Source organism: Sphingomonas sp., from assembly GCF_019749955.1.
In the GTDB taxonomy this organism is placed as follows: domain Bacteria; phylum Pseudomonadota; class Alphaproteobacteria; order Sphingomonadales; family Sphingomonadaceae; genus Sphingomonas.
In genome coordinates this window covers 1-17,943 of sequence record NZ_JAIEPC010000051.1, presented here as the reverse complement: position 1 = coordinate 17,943, position 17,943 = coordinate 1, and the positions used below count along the sequence as shown (strand labels likewise).

Below are 17,943 nucleotides of genomic sequence, written 5' to 3'. Positions count from 1 at the left end.
GCGGTGCCGATGTCGCGGCTAGTCGTAGTCGCGGCGTTCGACCGAATCGAGGATGCGTGCGCCCGCCATGAACACCGCAATCGGGCAGACCCCGAACAACAGCCAGCCGCCGAAGCCGGGATATTGCTGGAGATAATGCGCGCCGCGTTCAACCGCGCCGAGGCCGAGCGCGTAGATCACGACGAACGCCTCGAACTTGTTCTTGATGACGAACAGGCTGATGAATTTGCGCCACATGCCCAAGCATGAAGCAAGCGCTGGGCCAAGCGCTGATTTCCGGGATTCCCGGTTTAAGCTTTATGGTTAACTGTCAATGAATCCGACAGGTCGAGCGCGTCGAGCAGCGCGGCGCGCGCGTGTTCGATGTCGGCAATCAGCGCGGCATTGCCGATGTCGCGCGGCTCGATCGACTCGGGCCAGTGCGCAGTGACGATGGCGGCAAGGCGGTCGAGCTTGGCGTCATCGACCAGAAAGCGCGGGTCGACCGTCGCCGGGTCGGCCACGACGCGCAGGCGCAGGCAGGCGGGGCCACCGCCGTTGGACATTGATTCGCGGACATTGACGACTTCGATGCGGCGGATCGGGCCGTTGCCCGCGAGCATCGTCTGGAGCCAGGGCCACACGCGGGTGTTGGCGCGCGCCTCTTCGGGGACGATCAGCGCCATGGTGGCATCGGGCAAGGTCACGAGCTGCGCGTTGAAGAGGTAAGACGTAACCGCGTCCGCAAGGCTGACGGCGCTGGCAGGCACTTCGACAATCTGCGCCCCTGGCAACCGCTCCGTGATCGCGGCGTAGACGCTGGCACGGTCGGCAAAGGCCTGCTCGTGCGCGAACAGCACCGGGCCGTTGGCAACCGCGACCACGTCATTGTGGAAAGCGCCCGCCGCAATCGCCTCGGGGTTCTGCTCCGCGAAGATCGCGCGTGTCGGATCGAGCCGGTGCGCGCGCGCGATGGCTTCGCTGGCGACGCGGCTTTGACGCGCGGGGAAAGGGCCGCCGCGTTCGCCATAGACGAAGATTTCGATGCCCGGCGCGTCATGCGTCGCTGCCATCCGCATATGGTTGGCCGCGCCCTCATCACCAAATGGCGGCGGGACCGGGCCGTGGACGGCAAACCCGGGGTGCGCAAAGGCCACCCGAAGCTGGGCGAGCGTTTCGGGCCATTCGTGGCTGCGGTGCGGCATCGTTAGCAGATTGGCGACGGTCAGGTGGGTCTTGCCGTCGGAAGTGTCGGGCGCGGGCGAGACCGTCGCGGCATTGGCTGCCCACATCGCGGAAGCCGACAGCGCCTGTGCCTTGAGGACGGGAGGCGCGGCGGCGAAATCGGTCGACAGGCTTGCGAGCCAGTGGTGATCGGGGCGGGCGTGGGGCAGAAGGATCCCTTGGGTCAGCCCGAGCGCGACATTGGCGCGCATTTTGGCAATGCCCTGAAGCGCCGCTGCGCGCGGGTGCGATGGCTGGCCCGCATTGCCGGTCGCGGCCAGATTGCCGAGGCTCAGCCCTGCATAATTGTGGCTGGGGCCGATCAGCCCGTCGAAGTTGATCTCGATCATGCGCGGCTCACGAAAAGTATTTCACTGTCGATCGGCGCCGCGATGCGGCTGGCACAGTCGCGGTCGATGACGATCCCGGTACCCGTCTCGCGCAACCGGCCATAGGCGCAGCGAAACTCTTGAAGTTGTCCCGACGCGACAATCGCCGCGTCGCCGCCGTCATTATCGGTCGCGATCAGCGTGGCACGTCGCGCGTCGCGGACTGATTTCACCTGATCGGTGCGCGCGATCATCGTCGGGCCGCCATCGAAGATGTCGACGTAATTTTCATAGGCAAAGCCCTCATTTTCCAGCATTCTCATGGCGGCACGCCCCGAAGGGTGAGGGATTCCGATTGCCGCGCGGGCGGTTTCGGAGAGCATCGCGGTGTAGATCGGGTGTTTGGGAAACAGGTCGGCGATGAACTGGTGGCCGTGCGTTGCGTTGAACTGGTCGGCGTCCTGAAAATTCATCCCGAAGAAGCGCCCCGCGAGCCCATCCCAAAAGGGCGATCCGCCGGCCTCGTCGATCACGCCGCGCAGTTCGGCGAGGACGCGGTCGGCGAAGCGCGCACGGTGGCCAGCCATGAACAGATAGCGGCTGCGCGCGAGCAGCATGCCAAGTCCGCCCGCGCGCTCGGCCGGATGAAGGAACAGCCCGCCGACTTCGCTGCACCCTTCGAGATCGGTGGTGAGCGCGAGCATTTCGGCGCGAAACGTGCGGCCGAGCTCCTTGCTGTGCTGCGTCAGCGTGCCGAGCCGATAGCTGTAGAAGGGGTGATGCTGGCCGACTTGGGTGAAGATCTGGCAGGTGCCCCGCACTTCACCGGTCGCGGTGTTTTCCAGCACGAGCACGAAGAGTTCGTCGGTGAGCGGTTCGTCGGTGCGCGCAAACGCCGCGCTGCTGCGATCGAGCTTGGCGCGCAGGGCGCCGCGATCGGGGGGCAAATTGGTAAAGCCGCCGCCGGTCAGCTTGGCCATTTCATAAAGGTGCTGGAGGTCTGAGTCGCGCGCGGCGCGGATGATGAAGCTCACAAACTGCCTTTCTGGACGATTCGGGCGATGGCGAGCGCGGACAGGGCGGCGCGCTCGGGGAGCGACTCGGTGATCAGAAACTCGTCGCTCGAATGGATGGCGCCGCCGCGCACGCCCATTGTGTCGACGACGGGGATGCCGCACGCAGCGATGTTGTTGCCGTCGCACACGCCCCCAGTATCGCGCCAGCCGATCGACAGGCCGAGGTCGGCACCGGCGGCTTTGACGACGTCGAACAGCCGCGCAGCTTGGGGGGTGATCGGCTTGGGCGGGCGGTTGAAGCTGCCGTGGCAATCGATACGGACGTCGTGCGCGGCGGCGACGGCGGCGATGCAGGCGTCGAGATGCGCCTGCGCGACGGCGATTGCCGCGTCATCCTTCGGCCGGAAATTGACGCGCAGGATCGCGAGATCGGGCACGACATTATTCGGGCCACCACCCTCAATCTTCGCCGGGTTGACCGCCAGCAGCGGCGAGCGCGCCTCTGCCAGTCGTAGCGCGAGATCGGCCGCAGCAAGCACGGCGTTGCGGCCATCATCGGGGTTGCGGCCGGCGTGGGCGCTTTTGCCGTGGATCGTGATCGAGAAATTGCCGGTTCCGCCGCGTGCGCCCGCGAGCGTCCCGTCGGGGAGCGCAGGTTCATAGGTGAAGGCGGCGAGCTTGCCGTGCGCGACCTCGGCAATCAGCGCTGCAGAGGCGAGCGAGCCGGTTTCCTCATCGGCGCCGATCATCACCTGATAGCCAAGGTCAGCGGCAAACGGGCTCGCCTCAATCGCGTTGAGCGCCGCAAGGAGCAGCGCGATCCCGCCCTTCATATCGGCCACGCCTGGGCCATTGAGCACGCCCTGCTCGCGCCACACGGTTGTCTGGAACGGATGATCGGCCGGAAAAACCGTGTCCATATGCCCGGTGAACAGCAGTTGGAGCGGCGCCGCGGGGCGGACGGTCACCAGCAAATGCTTGCCGTGATCGATCGCCGCGCGGCTGCCATCCGCCAGCACGGTTTCGACGGGCGCGGGCTCGACCAATGTCACTTCGCCGGGCAGTTTCGCGAATGCACCAGCCAGCAACCCGCCCATCGCCGCGACGCCTGCCAGATTGCGCGTACCCGAATTGATCGCGCTCCACGCCAGCACCTGATCGAGCATCGGCGCCGCACGGGCATGCTCAACAAGAGCGGTTTCGGCGGCTGAAAGCGTCGGCATGGCCAAGGCCTTAGCGCTTTCGGTCGCGGCGCTCCACCGATTTGCTTGACGCCCGCCGCGACGCAGGCTTGAACCGGTGGACAATGGCCTATGAGATCGCGAAATTCCTCCACATCACCGGAGTCGTGATGCTGATGGGCAACATCACCGCCAGCGCGATCTGGAAAGTCTTCGCCGATGGCACGGGCGACCCCCGCATCATCGGCTTTGCCCAACGGCTGGTGACGATCACCGACTGGAGCCTGACCTTCTGGGGCGTCGTGCTGACGATGGTCGGCGGTTATGGCGCGGTCTGGATCGCAGGCGCCGATCCGTTCGGGCCGAAATGGCTGGTGTGGAGCCAGATCCTGTTCGTGACCGCTGGGCTGATGTGGCTGGGGATGCTGGTGCCGATCCAGATTCGCCAAGCCAAGGCCGCGCGCGACTTTGCGAATGGGGGCGATATTCCCGAAAGCTATCGCCGCGACAGCTGGCGCTGGATCAGCTGGGGGTTGATCGCGACAGTGCCGCTGGTCGCGGCGACGTGGTTGATGATCGCCAAGCCCTACTGAGACAGATCGTCGGCGAATGCCGCCATGACGTCACGGTAAAGCTGACGTTTGAAATCGACCGCGAGCTCAATCACCTGCACGGGTTCGGTCCAGCGCCACGCGCGGAATTCCTGGTGATCGGTCGCGATGTTGATGTCGCTGTCGGTCCCATGGAATCGAAAGAGGAACCAGCGCTGCCGCTGGCCGCGCCACCTGCCCTTCCACAGGCGCCCGACCAGCTCGTCGGGTAGATCATAGTGGAATTCGCCGGGTGCCTCGGCGATCAGCGTTACCTTGTCGGGGGTAATGCCGGTTTCCTCGCGCATCTCGCGCAAGGCGGCGGTGAGTGCATCTTCGCCCGGATCGATGCCCCCTTGCGGTGGCTGCCAAGCCTCGACCGCTGTGTCGATCCGCTGACCGACGAAGATCTGCCCCGCGCTATTGGTGATCAAGATGCCGGCGCACGGGCGATAGGGCAGGTCGCTCACGCGGTTGCCTCGGCGATGATCGCCTTGAGCGCCGCGAGGGCGCCGGCGACATCGGCCTGCGCCGATGGGATCGCTTTTCGCATCGTGACGAAGCCGTGGATGTTGCCGACAGCCTCACGGTACACAACCGGCACGCCGACCGCGATCAGTGCCGAGGCATAGGCCCGACCTTGATCGCGCAAGGGGTCGAGTCCGGCGGTCATCACCACCGTTGGTGGCATGTCGTGGTGATCGCCGTGGAGCGGGGCGCCGCGCCAGTCGCCTCCAGTGATCGCATAGGCGGCATCGAACCACGCCATGCCTTCCTTGGTCAGCACGCGGCCCACATTGAACAGGTCATAGGAGGCGTAATGCTCGGCCTTGTCGACGGTCGGGTAGATCGGGAATTGCGCAATCACGGGCACGGCGGCGGGGGTGTCGCGTAATGCCATCGCGGTGACGACCGTAAGGTTGCCGCCCGCGCTGTCGCCCGCGAGCACCAGACCGGTAACTGTCAGGCCTAGTTCGGCAGGGCTGCCCGCTACCCAACGCGCTGCGGCCTCGCAGTCCTCGGGCGCGGCGGGGAAGGGGTGCTCGGGCGCGAGGCGGTAATGCACCGCGATGACGGGCAGATCGAGCTGGCGGCTCATCTCCGCGCAAAAGCTCGCGTGGGTGTCGAGATCGCCGATCACGAAGCCGCCACCGTGGAAGAACACCACCGCCGGCCCCGCTGCACGATCGGCGCGGGCGTCGAACAGGCGGAGCGGGATCGGCCCGACCGGGCCGGGTGCCTCAAGATCGCGCACGACGGCCAATTCGCCGAGCGGCAGGTCGACCATGTCCTTGCTCGCGACGTAAATCGCGCGCGCACCTTCGGGCGGGAGGTCGTGCATTTTCGGGCCGGGGAGCATGTTGAGCATTGCCAGCAACTGGGCAACATCGGGGCGGGTGTAATGCTCGGTCATGCGGACTCTCCTGATCGGGTGGCGCACGGCGCCCCGGCGCCCTACCTAAGCGGCGTGTTCGCCCTCGTCCATCACCCCGATTATGTCGCGCCCGCGCCAACGCGTTCGGCCTATCAGTGGAACAAGAATGGGCTGGTGCGCAATTTGCTGGTCGAAAGCGGGGCCGCGATCGATTGGCATGCGCCCGAGCCGATGCCCGCTCGGTGGATCGAAGCGGTCCACGATCCGGCCTATGTCGCCGAGGTGCTTGAGGCGCGCGTGCCCATCGCCAAGGAGCGCCGGATCGGTTTTGCGGTGACCCCTGTGGTCGCGCGGCGCGCGGTGGCGGTGCCGGGCGGAACCTATCTCGCGGCGCGACTGGCGCTCGAACGCGGTTTTGCCGCCAATAGCGCGGGCGGCAGTCATCATGCGCTGGCGGACACCGGCGCGGGCTATTGCGTGTTCAATGATCTCGCGATCACCGCCGTCCGGCTGGTCGAGGAAGGCGTGGGCCAGGTGCTGATCGTTGATTGCGACGTCCATCAAGGCGATGGCACCGCGGCGCTCACCGCAGGGCGACCGGGCATCGCGACTTATTCGATTCATGCCGAGAAGAATTTTCCGGCGCGCAAAGCACGCTCGACGCTCGATGTGCCGCTTCCCGATGGGGTCGGTGACGACGACTATCTGCGTGCGCTGGCCAACACGCTGACGCCGATGATCGACCAGTTCCGGCCCGATCTGATCCTGTATCAGGCCGGGGTCGATCCGTTTGGTGGCGACCGGCTCGGGCGGCTGAACCTGAGCGCCGAAGGGTTGATCGCACGCGAGCGGTTGATCGCGTTGCTGGCGATCGAGCGCGGGTTGCCGCTCGCGGCGACCTTGGGCGGCGGCTATGGCACTGACGCGCTCGAAGTGGCGCAGCGCCATGCGACGTCGATCCTCACACTCGGCGCGGCATTCGAAAATCATAGCTTCAGCGCCGATACGCATTTTTCATCTTGGGGTCGGCGCGACAGGCGACTAGACCGCGCCCACTGAAGATTACAGGAAAACGACAATGGTCGCCGCCACCCACACGCTGTTTCCCGAAGAACCCGATGCCACGCTGCCCGCCGAATCGGTGGTGGTGCGCTTTGCCGGCGACTCAGGCGACGGGATGCAGCTAACCGGTGGCCAGTTCACGCTGTCGACCGCGCTATCGGGCAATGACCTTGCGACCTTCCCCGATTTCCCTGCCGAAATCCGCGCGCCGCAGGGCACGTTATTCGGGGTGTCGGCCTTCCAGATCAACTTCGGCTCGACCGAGATCGAGACGGCCGGCGACGCGCCCGACGTGCTGATCGCGATGAATCCGGCGGCGTTGAAAACCAACATCGATCAGCTCAAGCCGGGTGGCCTGGTGATCGCCGACGAAGGCGAATTCGGCGACCGCAATCTCGCCAAGGCGAAATATGAGGCGAACCCGCTGAAGGACGGCAGCCTCGCCAAGTGGCAGTTGCTCGCGTTCGATATCTCGGCACTGACGCTCGAATCGGTGAAGCCGTTCGGGCTGGGCAACAAGGAAGCGCTGCGCTGCAAGAATATGTGGACGCTGGGGCTCGCGCTCTGGATGTTCGATCGCCGCCGCCAGCCGATCATCGACTGGCTCAAGACCAAATTCGCCAAGAATGAAGTGCTGGCGGAAGCCAATATTGCGGCGCTCAACGCGGGCCATGCTTATGGTGAAACCGCCGAGATCGGCGGCGGCGGGCTCGGCGCACACCGGCTGCGCCAGCAGCATGTCGATCCTGCCGAGGTCGAGCCGGGGCTTTACCGCACGGTGACGGGGGCGGAGGCGATATCGCTCGGGCTGGTCGCGGGCGCCCAGCTCGCCGACCTGCCGATGTTCTTCGGCGGCTATCCGATCACGCCTGCCTCGGCGATCCTGCATCACCTGGCGCGGCTGAAGGAATTCCACGTCACGACCTTCCAGGCCGAGGATGAGATCGCCGCAATCGCCAGTGCCATCGGCGCCTCCTATGCGGGGCAGCTCGGCGTTACCTCGTCATCGGGGCCGGGCATTGCGCTGAAGGGCGAGGCGATGGGCCTCGCGATCATGACCGAGCTGCCGCTGATCATCATCAATTCTCAGCGCGGCGGCCCATCGACCGGGCTGCCGACCAAGACCGAGCAGTCCGATCTCTATCAGGCGGTCTATGGCCGCAACGGCGATGCGCCGATGCCGGTGATTTCGGCGCGCTCGGCCGCCGATTGCTTCGATGTCGCGATCGAGGCGGTGCGGATCGCGACGCAATATATGACGCCGGTGATGGTGCTGACCGACGGCTATATCGCCAATGCCGCCGAGCCGTGGAAAGTGCCCGATATGAGCACTTACGCGCCGTTCCCGGTGACGTTTCTCGATCATGTGCCCGAAGGCGGCTTCCTGCCTTATGCCCGCGATGAGAAGCTCGCGCGGCCGTGGGTGAAGCCGGGGACGCCGGGGCTGCTCCACCGCATCGGCGGGATCGAGAAGGCGCAAGGCACCGGCAACATCGATTACAGCGCCGCGAACCACCAGGCGATGACCGACACCCGCCAGAACAAGGTGCTGGGGGTGAAAGTGCCCGATCAGGACGTGTCGCTTGGTGCTACCTCGGGCAAGCTCGCCGTGGTCGGCTGGGGATCGACCTATGGCCCGATCCATCAGGCCGTGCGCCGCGCGCTGCGCCGTGATCAGGATGTCGCGCACATCCACATTCGTCACATCTGGCCGATGCCCGCCAATCTCGGTGATTTGCTCAAGGGTTACGACAAAATCCTCGTACCTGAAATGAACACCGGTCAACTCAAGACTTTGCTGCGCGACCAATTTCTGGTCGACGCCAAGCCGCTCAACAAGGTTTCGGGCCAACCCTTCCGCATCTTCGAGATCGAAGAAGCGATCGACGCGATGCTGGGTTAAGGGCGGTGTCGCTCTCAACCCCGGAATGTTATGCGAAGGCGGACAGCCATGTCGGTTGAGCCTTTTTTCACGGGCACGGCTGCGGCTGCTTCGATCGTCCTTCCGCCAATTCTGATGCGGGGCTTTAGGTTCGGCGGTGGAGCGGCGTTCCTTTGCTCAATCGTTTTGGCGAATATCGTTTCAGAGATCGTCTTCCGTGCAGTCAAACCGGAATTTCACTACGGTCCCCTATACGGACTAGGTATCGTGATGAACGTTGTAATCACAGTTTTTCTCGCCGGCTTTGCAGTTGCACTAACGCCCGTCATTACTCGTAGGATAGAGGTTCAGAAATGAACGACATGACCCCCATTGCCCGCACCACGACCCCCAAGGATTGGGAGTCGGATCAGGAAGTGCGTTGGTGCCCCGGTTGCGGCGACTATGCGATCCTGAAAGCCATGCAGCGCACGATGCCCGAAATCGGCGCGACGCCTGAGAACACGGTGTTCGTCAGCGGCATCGGCTGCTCGTCGCGCTTTCCCTATTATATGGAAACCTATGGCTTCCACACGATTCATGGCCGCGCCTGCGCGGTGGCGACGGGGGTGAAGCTCGCCAATCCGGCGCTCGATGTGTGGATCATCACCGGCGACGGCGACGCGCTGTCGATTGGTGGCAACCACACGATGCACCTGCTGCGGCGGAACCTGAACTGCCAGCTGATCCTGTTCAACAACGAGATCTATGGCCTGACCAAGGGCCAATATTCGCCGACCAGCCGCGAGGGGACGCGGTCGCCGTCGACGCCCTATGGTTCGGTTGATCACCCGGCCAAGCCCTGCGCCTTTGCGCTTGGGAGCGGCGCGCGGTTCGTGGCGCGCGGGATCGACATCAACAAGAACCTGCCGAACGTGCTCAAGGCCGCGTACCACCACAAAGGCGCGGCGTTCGTCGAAATCTTTCAGAACTGCATCGTCTACAACGATGAAGTCTTTGAGGAATTCACTGCCAAGACCAATGCCGCTGGGCATCAGCTCTGGCTCGAAAATGGCAAGCCGATGCTGTTCGCGGGCGGCTCCAAGGGCATTGCGATCGACCATATGACGCTGACCCCGATCGTCGTCGACGTCGTCGATGGCGACTGGGCAGCGGCAGGCGTGATCATCCACGACGTCACCAACCGCACTGTCGCGCACATGCTGGTCGAACTGCCGTTCGGCGATTTTCCGATGGCGCTGGGCGTGCTGTACGACGACCCCAAGCCGACGTTTGAGGATGCGGTGGTCGGCCAGAATGAGTCGGCATCGCGCGGCAAGGTGGCCGATCTGCAAAAGCTGGTTGCGAAGGGTCAGACCTGGACGGTCGAGAACGCGCACTATCAGGAGAGCTGAGTTTTTCTCACACAAAGACGCGAAGGCACGAAGGAAGAAGGGTGAGCGAAGCGCTCGAAGCGTTGGCGCGTACCGCGATCGATTGCGGTTTCAAGCTGCACGAAGCGCTGGGGCCGGGGTTGCTTGAGTCGGTCTATGAAGCATGCCTGTGCCAAAGCCTTGCTGCGCGAGGCTTAAAGCTGGAGAGGCAAAAGCAAGTTCCGATCGTGTTCGACGGGCTTATGCTCGACGAGGGTTTTCGCGCCGATATCCTGGTCGAGGAAATGCTGCTGATCGAACTCAAATCGACCGAGAATTTTATGCCCGTGCATGGCAAACAGGTTCTCACCTATCTGCGATTGATGGATTTGCCGCTCGGCTTGTTGATGAATTTCGGCGCAGCGACTTTCAAGCAAGGCATTCGCCGGATCGCCAACAACCGTTATCGGCCAATGTCTTGATGCCCTTCTTGGTGCCTTTGCGTCTTTGTGTGAGAAAATCATCGTCTCGGCTGGCGCTGCCGTGAGTGATCCGGTTATCCTGTGGCTGCGGCGCGATCTGCGGCTCGCCGATCAGGCGGCGCTGGTGGCGGCGGTGGCTGAGGGGCCAGTGGTGCCGGTCTATATTCTCGACGACGAGACGCCCAAGCATCGCAAGATGGGCGGGGCGTCGCGGTGGTGGTTGCACCATAGTCTGGCGTCGCTCGACCGGGATTTGCGCGCGCAGGGATCGCGGCTGATCCTGCGGCGTGGGCGCAGCGAGGAGGTGCTGGCGGCGCTGGCGGCAGAGGTTGGCGCGACGCGTGTCCATGGGCTGCGGCATTATGAGCCGTGGTGGCGCAATGCCGAGCGCGGCGCTGCCAAGCGGCTGGATCTGGTGCTGCACGACGGCAATTACCTTGCACCTGCCGGATCGATCACGACAGGGACGGGTGGCCAGTACAAGATTTTCACGCCGTTCTGGCGCGCGCTGTCGGCGACGATGCCACCGCCGCGCCCCGCCGCTGCCCCGGAGGCGATCCCAGCGCCATCAGCTTGGCCTGCGAGCAATAAGCTCAACGATTGGAATCTGCTGCCGACGCGACCGAACTGGGCAAGCGGTTTCGAAGCCGAATGGACGCCCGGCGAGGCAGGGGCAGAAGCGCGGCTCAACGCTTTCTCGGGCGCGGCACGGGACTATGCTGACCAGCGCAACTTGCCCTCGGTCGAGGGGACATCGCGCCTCTCACCCCATCTCCACTTCGGCGAGATTTCGCCAGCAACGATCTGGCACCGAACCGCAGCGCTCGGTGGGTCGGTCGACAAGTTCCTCGGCGAGCTGGGCTGGCGCGATTATGCGCAGAATGTGATCCTGCAACTGCCCGATTATGGCGCGGCAAACGCTCGGCCCGCGTTCGATCGCTTTCCGTGGCGCGAAGGGCCCGAAGCCGAGGCCGATCTGACGTCATGGCAGCAGGGGCGCACCGGCTACCCCATTGTCGATGCCGGGATGCGCCAGCTTTGGGCGACCGGCTGGATGCACAACCGCGTGCGGATGATCGTCGCGTCCTTCCTGATCAAGCATCTGCTGATCGACTGGCGGCGCGGCGAGCAATGGTTCTGGGATACTTTGGTCGATGCCGATTACGGATCGAACGCGGTCAACTGGCAGTGGAATGCTGGGACCGGCGTCGATTCAAATATGTTCGTGCGGATCATGGCGCCGCTCAGTCAGTCGGAGAAGTTCGACGCTGGCGCCTATATCCCCCACTGGGTGCCCGAATTGCGCGATCTGCCCGAGCCTGCGCTGCATGACCCCGATGAGTATGGCCGCCGCCCGCGCGGCTATCCGCCCAAGCTGATCGGCCACAAGGACGCGCGCGTACGCGCCTTGGAAGCTGTCAAGAAAATCGGCTAGGGGTGGCAAGCCGGTGTAACAGGGAACCGACCATGAATGCTTCGATTCCCGCGCCCATGCCAGCTCGACCCAGCCTGCTCGGGCTTTTCGCGCCGATGTTCATCCGGTTGCTCGACAAGATCGACGCTGGCCTTGCCGAAGGGGCGATCGAGCTGCGCCAGCCCGATGGCCGCACGCGGCTGCTGGGCGGGCGGTTGCCGGGGCCGATCGCGCAGGTCGACCTCCGAAGCTGGCGATCATTGGCGCGACTCGCGATCGGCGGGTCATCGGGCTGGTATCTCGCCTGGACCAAGGGCGAATGGGCGAGCCCCGATCCGGTGGTGCTGTTTGAACTGTTCGGGCGCAATCGCCGCGCGCTCGGCGAGACCGGGCGGGCAGGGGGAATCCCGCGCCTTGCCAAGCGCGCCTTCCACTGGCTGCACCGGAACAGCCGCGCGGGCGCGCGTCGCAATATCGAAGCGCATTATGATCTGGGGAATGATTTCTACGCTGCCTGGCTCGACCTGAGTTTGAGCTATTCGAGCGCGGTGTTCGATGCCGATTTCGGCGACAGTTTGGAGGCGGCGCAGCAGCGAAAACTGGCGACGGTGCTCGATCGCACGGCGACCGCGCCTGGCGACCGTATCCTCGAAATCGGCTGCGGCTGGGGATCATTTGCCGCGCAGGCATCGGCGGCTGGTCGTCAGGTCGATGCGATCACGCTGTCAGCCGAGCAGCAGCAGTCTGTCGAAGCACGCGGCCTGGCGGGCGTGACCGTCGCGCTCACCGATTATCGCGATGTGCGCGGCACCTATGATGGCGTTGCCAGCATCGAAATGGTCGAAGCGGTCGGGCAGGAATATTGGGGCGCTTATCTCGCCACGATCGCGCGGGTGCTGAAGCCGGGTGGGCGCGCGGCGATCCAGTATATCGCGATCGATGATGCGATCTTCGACAGCTATGCCGCCAATGTCGACTTTGTGCAGGCGCATGTGTTCCCCGGCGGGATGTTGCTGTCCGAACGCCGGTTTCGCGCCTTGGCCGACGCAGCGGGGTTTGATTGGGTCGATCAGGTGAGCTTCGGACCGCATTATGCCGAGACGTTGCGGCGCTGGCGCGATCATTTCGATCGCGCCGTCGAATCAGGCCAATTGCCGTCGCGATTCGATCGCGCTTTCATCGACTTGTGGCGCTATTATCTGATGTATTGCGAAGGCGGGTTTCGCGGTGGTGGGCTGAGCGTCGCCCAAGTCACGCTGGTCAGGCGCTGAGCGACCCGATCGCTTCGAAATGACCGGTGTCGAAGTCGGCGGCGAGCAGTTCGACGATCCGCGCCGCCACGCTTTCGGGCGGCTTCACCGAGGCTGGATCCTCGCCGGGATAGGCGCGTGCGCGCATCGCGGTGCGGGTCGCGCCGGGGTCGATAATCGCGGTACGGATTTTCGAGATGTTGGCGACTTCGGCGCCATAGGCCCCCAGCAGCACTTCGAAGGCGGCCTTCGACGCACCATATTCGCCCCAGTAAGCGCGCGGCGTGCGCGCAACTCCCGAGGTGAGCCCGATCACGCGGCCAGCCGCTGAGCGCCGCAGCATCGGATCGAATGCCGCCAGCAGCGATGCCTGCGCGCTGACATTGAGCGTCAGCACGCGCGCGAGTTCCTTGGGGTCGATCGCCGACACCGCGCCGAGCGTGCCGAGCGTCGCGGCATTGAGCACCAGAATGTCGAGCCGGTCCCACCGCCCACTCAGCGCAACGCCGAGCCGGGCGACCGCGTCAGGCTCAAGAAAATCGATCGGCGCAATCGTCGCCGATCCGCCACCAGCAAAGATTGCGTCTTCGACTTCTTCGAGCCCGCCGGTCGTCCGCCCGGTCAGAATGACATGCGCGCCTGCCGCCGCCAGCGCCTTCGCTGTCGCGGCGCCAATGCCCCGGCTTGCCCCCGTGACGAGCGCGATTCGATCGGCAAGCGGCTTGTCGGTCACGTCGGTCAGTCCTTGGTTGATTAGTTGACGCGTTCGGCGAGCAGCGCGAATTGATCGACCGTCTCGCTTTCGTCTTGGTCGGTCAGCGTGGTCGGATAATCGCCGGTGAAGCAGGCGTCGCAGTGGCTGGGCGCGCGCGCCGATCGGTGATCTTCGCCCAGTGCCTTGTACAGGCCGTCGATCGATACAAACGCCAGGCTGTCGGCATGGATGAAATCGGTCATGCCGCCGACGTCAAGCTGGGCCGCGAGCAGCTTCGCGCGTTCAGGCGTGTCGACGCCGTAAAAGCAGCTATGCCGCGTGGGGGGCGAGGCGATGCGCATATGCACTTCTGCGGCGCCGGCTTCGCGCATCATCGTCACGATCTTGAGGCTCGTCGTGCCGCGCACGATCGAATCGTCGATCAGGATGATCCGCTTGCCCTTGATCAGCGCGCGATTGGCATTGTGCTTCAGCTTGACGCCGAGATGGCGGACCTTGTCGCCGGGCTGGATGAACGTTCGGCCGATATAGTGCGAGCGGATGATGCCGAGTTCGAAGGGAATGCCCGATTGCTGGGCATAGCCAATGGCGGCGGGCACGCCCGAATCAGGGACGGGGATGACCAGATCGGCATCGACCGGTGATTCGATCGCAAGCTGCGCGCCGATCGCTTTGCGCACCGAATAAATCGACTGATCGTCGACGATCGAATCGGGCCTTGAGAAATACACATGCTCGAAGATGCACGGGCGCGACGGCTGAGGCGGGAAGGGGTGGATCGAACGCGTTTCGGTGCCTTGCACAATCACCAGCTCGCCCGGATCAATCGCGCGGACGAAGGTGGCGCCGACGACATCGAGCGCCACGGTTTCGGAGGCAAAGATGATCGCGCCGTCGAGCGTCCCCATCACCAGCGGGCGAATGCCGAGCGGATCGCGGCAGCCGATCATCCCCTCGGGCGTCATCACCACGAGCGAATAGGCGCCCTCGACCTGCTTGAGCGCGTCGATGAACTTGTCGAGCAAGGTCCGGTAGTTGGACGTCGCGACCAAATGGATGATCGTCTCGGTGTCGCTGGTCGACTGGAAGATCGAGCCGCGCCGCACCAGCTCGCGCCGGAGCCGCGTCGCGTTCGAGATATTGCCGTTGTGCGCAATCGCGAATCCGCCCGATTGCAGCTCGGCATAAAGCGGCTGGACATTGCGCAGCGCGGTCTCGCCAGTCGTCGAATAGCGGACATGGCCACAGGCAGCGGTGCCGGGCAGCGCGCGGATAATGTCGTCGCGGTCGAAATTGCCCGCCACATGCCCCATCGCGCGGTGGGTGTGAAACTGATGCCCATCCCAGCTGGTGATGCCCGCCGCTTCCTGCCCGCGGTGCTGGAGCGCGTGGAGGCCGAGCGCGACGAGCGCAGACGCTTCGCCGTCGGTGCCGGAGACGCCGAAAATGCCGCACTCTTCGCGCAGCTTGTCGTCATCGAAAGGGTTTGTGGTCAGCATCGAATCCCGTCGGGTGGCTGTTGCGACCGGCATATAGGGACGGCGATCGGCTTTGTCGCCTATTTGTCATCAATTCGTGCGCGATTGAGCCGGATGGCCATGCTGGGCTAAGGATCGCGACATGGACCCGCGCGAAACCGGCTTAACCCTTGATCCCAAATATGACGCGAACGGGCTGATCACCGCCGTCGCGACCGATCGCGCGGGGCAGTTGCTGATGGTCGCGCACATGAATGCCGATGCGCTCGCGGCGACGCTGGCGGGCGGCGAGGCGGTGTTCTGGTCGCGCAGTCGCGGTCGGCTTTGGAAAAAGGGTGAAAGCTCGGGTAATGTCCTGCGCGTGGTCGAGGCGCGGATCGATTGCGATCAGGATGCGCTGTGGCTGATCTGCGACCCCGCTGGCCCCGCCTGCCACACCGGCGCGACGAGTTGTTTCTACCGCCGGATCGAAGACGGCGCTTTGGTTCGGATCACATGAGGGCAGTCCTGCTTGTGGCGCTGCTGCTGGCGGGGTGCGGCAAAGGCAGCGCGCCCCCGCCCAAGTCGACCCCGGCGACCGATCTCGAAACGGCTGCGATCAGCGCCGGGGTGATCGCTGACCCGAACAGCACTGATATCAGCGGCTTGTTTGCGCGCGACACTGATCGCGTCTGCATCGTGCCTGCCGCGCTCGATTTTCGGATCGGCGTGTTCGTCGATTACGGCGATCAGCAAAGTTGCAGCGGTAGCGGCAGGGTGACGCGGGTCGGTGAGACACTCCACGTCGCGTTCGATGGCGCCGATGGCTGTGCGTTCGACGCCCGCTTCGAGGGTGACCGGATCGTCTTTCCCGGGCGCCTGCCCACCGCATGCGAGAAGTTATGCAGCCAGCGCGCCTCCCTCGCGGCGCTCGACGTTCGGCGGTTGAGCGATTCGGTCGCCGAAGCGACGACGCTCCGCAACAGTCGCGGCAAGTTGCTGTGTGGATCATGATCAACGAATCAATTGACGTTCACGTAAAGGGAAGTTAAGCGGCGATCATGTCATCGCTGCCGTCCCTTGCGGCCTATGCGCCGATCGATCCGCGGCCCGATCGCGAAGCCTTCAGCATTTCTGATCTGTCGAGCGAGTTCGGCGTCACCGCGCGGGCGCTGCGCTTCTATGAGGACGAAGGGCTGATCAGCCCCGAACGGCGCGGCACCACGCGCGTTTACTCGCACCGTGATCGGGCGCGGCTGGCGTGGATCCTGCGCGGCAAGCGCGTCGGGTTCAGCCTTGGCGAAATCCGCGAGCTGCTCGATCTTTACGACATTGGTGACGGCCGCCGCTCGCAGCGATCAGCCACGATCGCGCGCTGCCGCGACCGGATCGCGCTGCTCGACGCGCAAAAACATGATATTGATGCGGCGATCGCCGAACTCAGCCAATTCATTGCCCTTATCGAGCCCGGGCTCGACCACCAGAAGGACTGACCCATGCCGAAATATACGCCGCCCGTCCGTGACACGCGCTTCGTGCTCGACCATGTTGTCGGCATCGACCGCTACAGCAACTTGCCGGGCTTCCAGAATGCCACGCCCGATGTCGTGACGGCAGTGCTCGAAGAAGGCGGCAAGTTCGTCGCTGAAGTGCTGTTCCCGATCAACCAGTCGGGCGATCAGGAAGGCTGTACGCGCCACGCCGATGGCTCGGTGACGACGCCCAAGGGCTTCAAGGAAGCCTATAGCGCCTTTGTCGAAAGCGGTTGGTCGACGCTGGGTGCGCCCGAGGAATTCGGTGGCCAGGGCATGCCGCACACCGTCTCGACGGCGTTTGAAGAGTATATGATTTCGGCCAACATGGCCTTTGCCATGTATCCGGGCCTGACCCACGGCGCGGTCGCGTCGCTGCTCGTCAAGGGCAGCCCCGAGCAGAAAGCGAAGTACGTCCCCAAGATGGTCTCGGGCGAATGGGGCGGCACGATGAATCTGACCGAGCCGCATTGCGGGACCGATCTAGGCCTTATCCGCACGCGCGCCGAGCCTAATGCCGATGGCAGCTGGTCGATCACCGGCACGAAGATTTTCATCTCGTCGGGCGAGCATGACCTGACCGAGAATATCGTCCACCTCGTCCTCGCCAAGACGCCCGGCGCGCCCGAAAGCTCGAAGGGGATTTCGCTGTTCGTGGTGCCCAAGTTCATCGTCAACGACGACGGGTCGCTCGGCGAGCGCAATTCGCTGAGCTGCGGGTCGATCGAGCACAAGATGGGCATTCACGCCAACTCGACTTGTGTGATGAATTACGACGGTGCGACCGGTTGGCTGGTCGGCGACGAAATGAAGGGCCTTGCCGCCATGTTCATCATGATGAACACCGCCCGGCTTGGCGTCGGCTTGCAGGGTCTGGGTGTTGCCGAGACGGCGTATCAGAATGCTGTCCAGTACGCGAACGATCGCCGCCAGGGCCGTGCGCTCACCGGCGCTGCCGAGCCGGAAGAGAAGGCGGACACGCTGTTCGTTCACCCCGACGTTCGCCGCATGCTGATGGACGCCAAGGCGATGACCGAGGGTCTGCGCGCGCTGTGCCTGTGGGGCGCTTTGCAGGTCGATCTCGCGCATATGGCGCCGACCGA

Annotated in this window: 21 protein-coding genes and 1 pseudogene; 14 read left to right on the top strand and 8 right to left on the bottom strand. The window is 64.4% G+C overall.

Features of this window, described 5'->3' with window-relative positions:
* Positions 1-18: 18 nt before the first annotated feature.
* The 4 genes from K2W81_RS10995 to K2W81_RS10980 are packed head-to-tail and all read right to left on the bottom strand — an operon-like array spanning position 19 to position 3,771.
* Positions 19-237, bottom strand: a complete 219-nt coding sequence (locus K2W81_RS10995; protein ID WP_294104239.1) for a hypothetical protein — start codon at positions 235-237, stop codon at positions 19-21.
* A gap of 53 nt (positions 238-290) precedes the next feature.
* Positions 291-1,553, bottom strand: coding sequence for an N-succinylarginine dihydrolase (locus K2W81_RS10990; protein WP_294104237.1), 1,263 nt, complete (start codon positions 1,551-1,553; stop codon positions 291-293).
* A complete protein-coding gene (locus K2W81_RS10985) occupies positions 1,550-2,566 on the bottom strand; it encodes an arginine N-succinyltransferase (protein WP_294104235.1) in 1,017 nt (338 codons plus the stop codon). Before K2W81_RS10985 ends, K2W81_RS10990 begins: the two co-directional genes overlap by 4 nt.
* Positions 2,563-3,771: a hydrolase gene (locus tag K2W81_RS10980; RefSeq protein WP_294104234.1), complete on the bottom strand. Its 1,209-nt coding sequence runs from the start codon at positions 3,769-3,771 to the stop codon at positions 2,563-2,565. Before K2W81_RS10980 ends, K2W81_RS10985 begins: the two co-directional genes overlap by 4 nt.
* Before the next feature lie 83 nt (positions 3,772-3,854).
* Between K2W81_RS10980 and K2W81_RS10975 the strand changes: the two genes are divergently transcribed.
* Positions 3,855-4,322 carry a DUF2269 domain-containing protein gene (locus tag K2W81_RS10975; protein WP_294104231.1) on the top strand — a complete coding sequence of 156 codons (468 nt, stop codon included), beginning with the start codon at positions 3,855-3,857 and terminating at the stop codon, positions 4,320-4,322.
* Here K2W81_RS10975 and K2W81_RS10970 read toward each other — a convergent pair.
* On the bottom strand, positions 4,316-4,789 hold the full coding sequence (locus K2W81_RS10970) for an RNA pyrophosphohydrolase (protein ID WP_294104230.1): 474 nt from the start codon (positions 4,787-4,789) through the stop codon (positions 4,316-4,318). The two genes, K2W81_RS10975 and K2W81_RS10970, sit on opposite strands and share 7 nt — an antisense overlap.
* Entirely contained in the window at positions 4,786-5,733 is a 948-nt protein-coding gene (locus K2W81_RS10965) for an alpha/beta hydrolase (protein ID WP_294104228.1), read from the bottom strand. Before K2W81_RS10965 ends, K2W81_RS10970 begins: the two co-directional genes overlap by 4 nt.
* A 54-nt stretch (positions 5,734-5,787) precedes the next feature.
* Here K2W81_RS10965 and K2W81_RS10960 point away from each other — a divergent pair, with 54 nt between their 5' ends.
* The 7 genes from K2W81_RS10960 (at position 5,788) to K2W81_RS10930 (ending at position 13,157) form a co-directional block, all read left to right on the top strand.
* Complete coding sequence (locus tag K2W81_RS10960) at positions 5,788-6,753, top strand: histone deacetylase (protein WP_294104256.1); 966 nt, start codon at positions 5,788-5,790, stop codon at positions 6,751-6,753.
* Positions 6,754-6,772: 19 nt separating this feature from the next.
* On the top strand, positions 6,773-8,659 hold the full coding sequence (locus K2W81_RS10955; protein WP_294104226.1) for a 2-oxoacid:acceptor oxidoreductase subunit alpha: 1,887 nt from the start codon (positions 6,773-6,775) through the stop codon (positions 8,657-8,659).
* A gap of 48 nt (positions 8,660-8,707) precedes the next feature.
* Positions 8,708-8,995 (top strand): hypothetical protein, encoded by a 288-nt coding sequence (locus K2W81_RS10950; protein ID WP_294104225.1) that lies wholly within the window; start codon positions 8,708-8,710, stop codon positions 8,993-8,995.
* A complete protein-coding gene (locus K2W81_RS10945; protein ID WP_294104224.1) occupies positions 8,992-10,032 on the top strand; it encodes a 2-oxoacid:ferredoxin oxidoreductase subunit beta in 1,041 nt (346 codons plus the stop codon). Before K2W81_RS10950 ends, K2W81_RS10945 begins: the two co-directional genes overlap by 4 nt.
* A 41-nt stretch (positions 10,033-10,073) precedes the next feature.
* Positions 10,074-10,472 (top strand): GxxExxY protein, encoded by a 399-nt coding sequence (locus K2W81_RS10940; RefSeq protein ID WP_294104222.1) that lies wholly within the window; start codon positions 10,074-10,076, stop codon positions 10,470-10,472.
* A gap of 61 nt (positions 10,473-10,533) precedes the next feature.
* Positions 10,534-11,907 (top strand): deoxyribodipyrimidine photo-lyase, encoded by a 1,374-nt coding sequence (locus tag K2W81_RS10935; protein ID WP_294104220.1) that lies wholly within the window; start codon positions 10,534-10,536, stop codon positions 11,905-11,907.
* A gap of 56 nt (positions 11,908-11,963) precedes the next feature.
* The gene (locus K2W81_RS10930) at positions 11,964-13,157 is read left to right on the top strand and encodes a cyclopropane-fatty-acyl-phospholipid synthase family protein (RefSeq protein ID WP_294104255.1); all 1,194 of its coding nucleotides are present in this window, start codon (positions 11,964-11,966) and stop codon (positions 13,155-13,157) included.
* Here the strand turns inward: K2W81_RS10930 and K2W81_RS10925 are convergent.
* The gene (locus K2W81_RS10925) at positions 13,147-13,869 is read right to left on the bottom strand and encodes an SDR family NAD(P)-dependent oxidoreductase (RefSeq protein WP_294104218.1); all 723 of its coding nucleotides are present in this window, start codon (positions 13,867-13,869) and stop codon (positions 13,147-13,149) included. The two genes, K2W81_RS10930 and K2W81_RS10925, sit on opposite strands and share 11 nt — an antisense overlap.
* 20 nt (positions 13,870-13,889) lie before the next feature.
* Positions 13,890-15,350: an amidophosphoribosyltransferase gene (gene purF / locus K2W81_RS10920; protein WP_294104216.1), complete on the bottom strand. Its 1,461-nt coding sequence runs from the start codon at positions 15,348-15,350 to the stop codon at positions 13,890-13,892.
* Positions 15,351-15,471: 121 nt separating this feature from the next.
* Here purF and hisI point away from each other — a divergent pair, with 121 nt between their 5' ends.
* From hisI to K2W81_RS10900, 6 genes and pseudogenes are all read left to right on the top strand, one after another.
* A complete protein-coding gene (gene hisI / locus K2W81_RS10915; RefSeq protein ID WP_294104214.1) occupies positions 15,472-15,828 on the top strand; it encodes a phosphoribosyl-AMP cyclohydrolase in 357 nt (118 codons plus the stop codon).
* Complete coding sequence (locus K2W81_RS10910) at positions 15,825-16,322, top strand: hypothetical protein (protein ID WP_294104210.1); 498 nt, start codon at positions 15,825-15,827, stop codon at positions 16,320-16,322. Before hisI ends, K2W81_RS10910 begins: the two co-directional genes overlap by 4 nt.
* A 56-nt stretch (positions 16,323-16,378) precedes the next feature.
* Positions 16,379-16,801, top strand: coding sequence for a MerR family DNA-binding transcriptional regulator (locus K2W81_RS10905; protein WP_294104254.1), 423 nt, complete (start codon positions 16,379-16,381; stop codon positions 16,799-16,801).
* A gap of 3 nt (positions 16,802-16,804) precedes the next feature.
* Positions 16,805-16,864 (top strand): annotated as a pseudogene (locus K2W81_RS16465) (acyl-CoA dehydrogenase N-terminal domain-containing protein); the annotation flags it as partial.
* A gap of 131 nt (positions 16,865-16,995) precedes the next feature.
* Positions 16,996-17,055: a hypothetical protein gene (locus K2W81_RS16460; RefSeq protein ID WP_366932239.1), complete on the top strand. Its 60-nt coding sequence runs from the start codon at positions 16,996-16,998 to the stop codon at positions 17,053-17,055.
* A 28-nt stretch (positions 17,056-17,083) separates the two neighbouring features.
* Positions 17,084-17,943, top strand: an 860-nt coding sequence (locus K2W81_RS10900; RefSeq protein ID WP_366932238.1) for an acyl-CoA dehydrogenase family protein, incomplete at its 3' end; no start/stop codon positions are given.

What these genes read in the sequence shown, in the direction of transcription:
- K2W81_RS10995 (WP_294104239.1), bottom strand. Translation starts at nt 237, where the DNA reads ATGTGGCGCAAATTCATCAGCCTGTTCGTCATCAAGAACAAGTTCGAG.
- K2W81_RS10990 (WP_294104237.1), bottom strand. Translation starts at nt 1,553, where the DNA reads ATGATCGAGATCAACTTCGACGGGCTGATCGGCCCCAGCCACAATTAT.
- K2W81_RS10980 (WP_294104234.1), bottom strand. Translation starts at nt 3,771, where the DNA reads ATGCCGACGCTTTCAGCCGCCGAAACCGCTCTTGTTGAGCATGCCCGT.
- K2W81_RS10975 (WP_294104231.1), top strand. Translation starts at nt 3,855, where the DNA reads ATGGCCTATGAGATCGCGAAATTCCTCCACATCACCGGAGTCGTGATG.
- K2W81_RS10965 (WP_294104228.1), bottom strand. Translation starts at nt 5,733, where the DNA reads ATGACCGAGCATTACACCCGCCCCGATGTTGCCCAGTTGCTGGCAATG.
- K2W81_RS10955 (WP_294104226.1), top strand. Translation starts at nt 6,773, where the DNA reads ATGGTCGCCGCCACCCACACGCTGTTTCCCGAAGAACCCGATGCCACG.
- K2W81_RS10950 (WP_294104225.1), top strand. Translation starts at nt 8,708, where the DNA reads ATGTCGGTTGAGCCTTTTTTCACGGGCACGGCTGCGGCTGCTTCGATC.
- K2W81_RS10945 (WP_294104224.1), top strand. Translation starts at nt 8,992, where the DNA reads ATGAACGACATGACCCCCATTGCCCGCACCACGACCCCCAAGGATTGG.
- K2W81_RS10930 (WP_294104255.1), top strand. Translation starts at nt 11,964, where the DNA reads ATGCCAGCTCGACCCAGCCTGCTCGGGCTTTTCGCGCCGATGTTCATC.
- purF (WP_294104216.1), bottom strand. Translation starts at nt 15,350, where the DNA reads ATGCTGACCACAAACCCTTTCGATGACGACAAGCTGCGCGAAGAGTGC.
- hisI (WP_294104214.1), top strand. Translation starts at nt 15,472, where the DNA reads ATGGACCCGCGCGAAACCGGCTTAACCCTTGATCCCAAATATGACGCG.
- K2W81_RS10910 (WP_294104210.1), top strand. Translation starts at nt 15,825, where the DNA reads ATGAGGGCAGTCCTGCTTGTGGCGCTGCTGCTGGCGGGGTGCGGCAAA.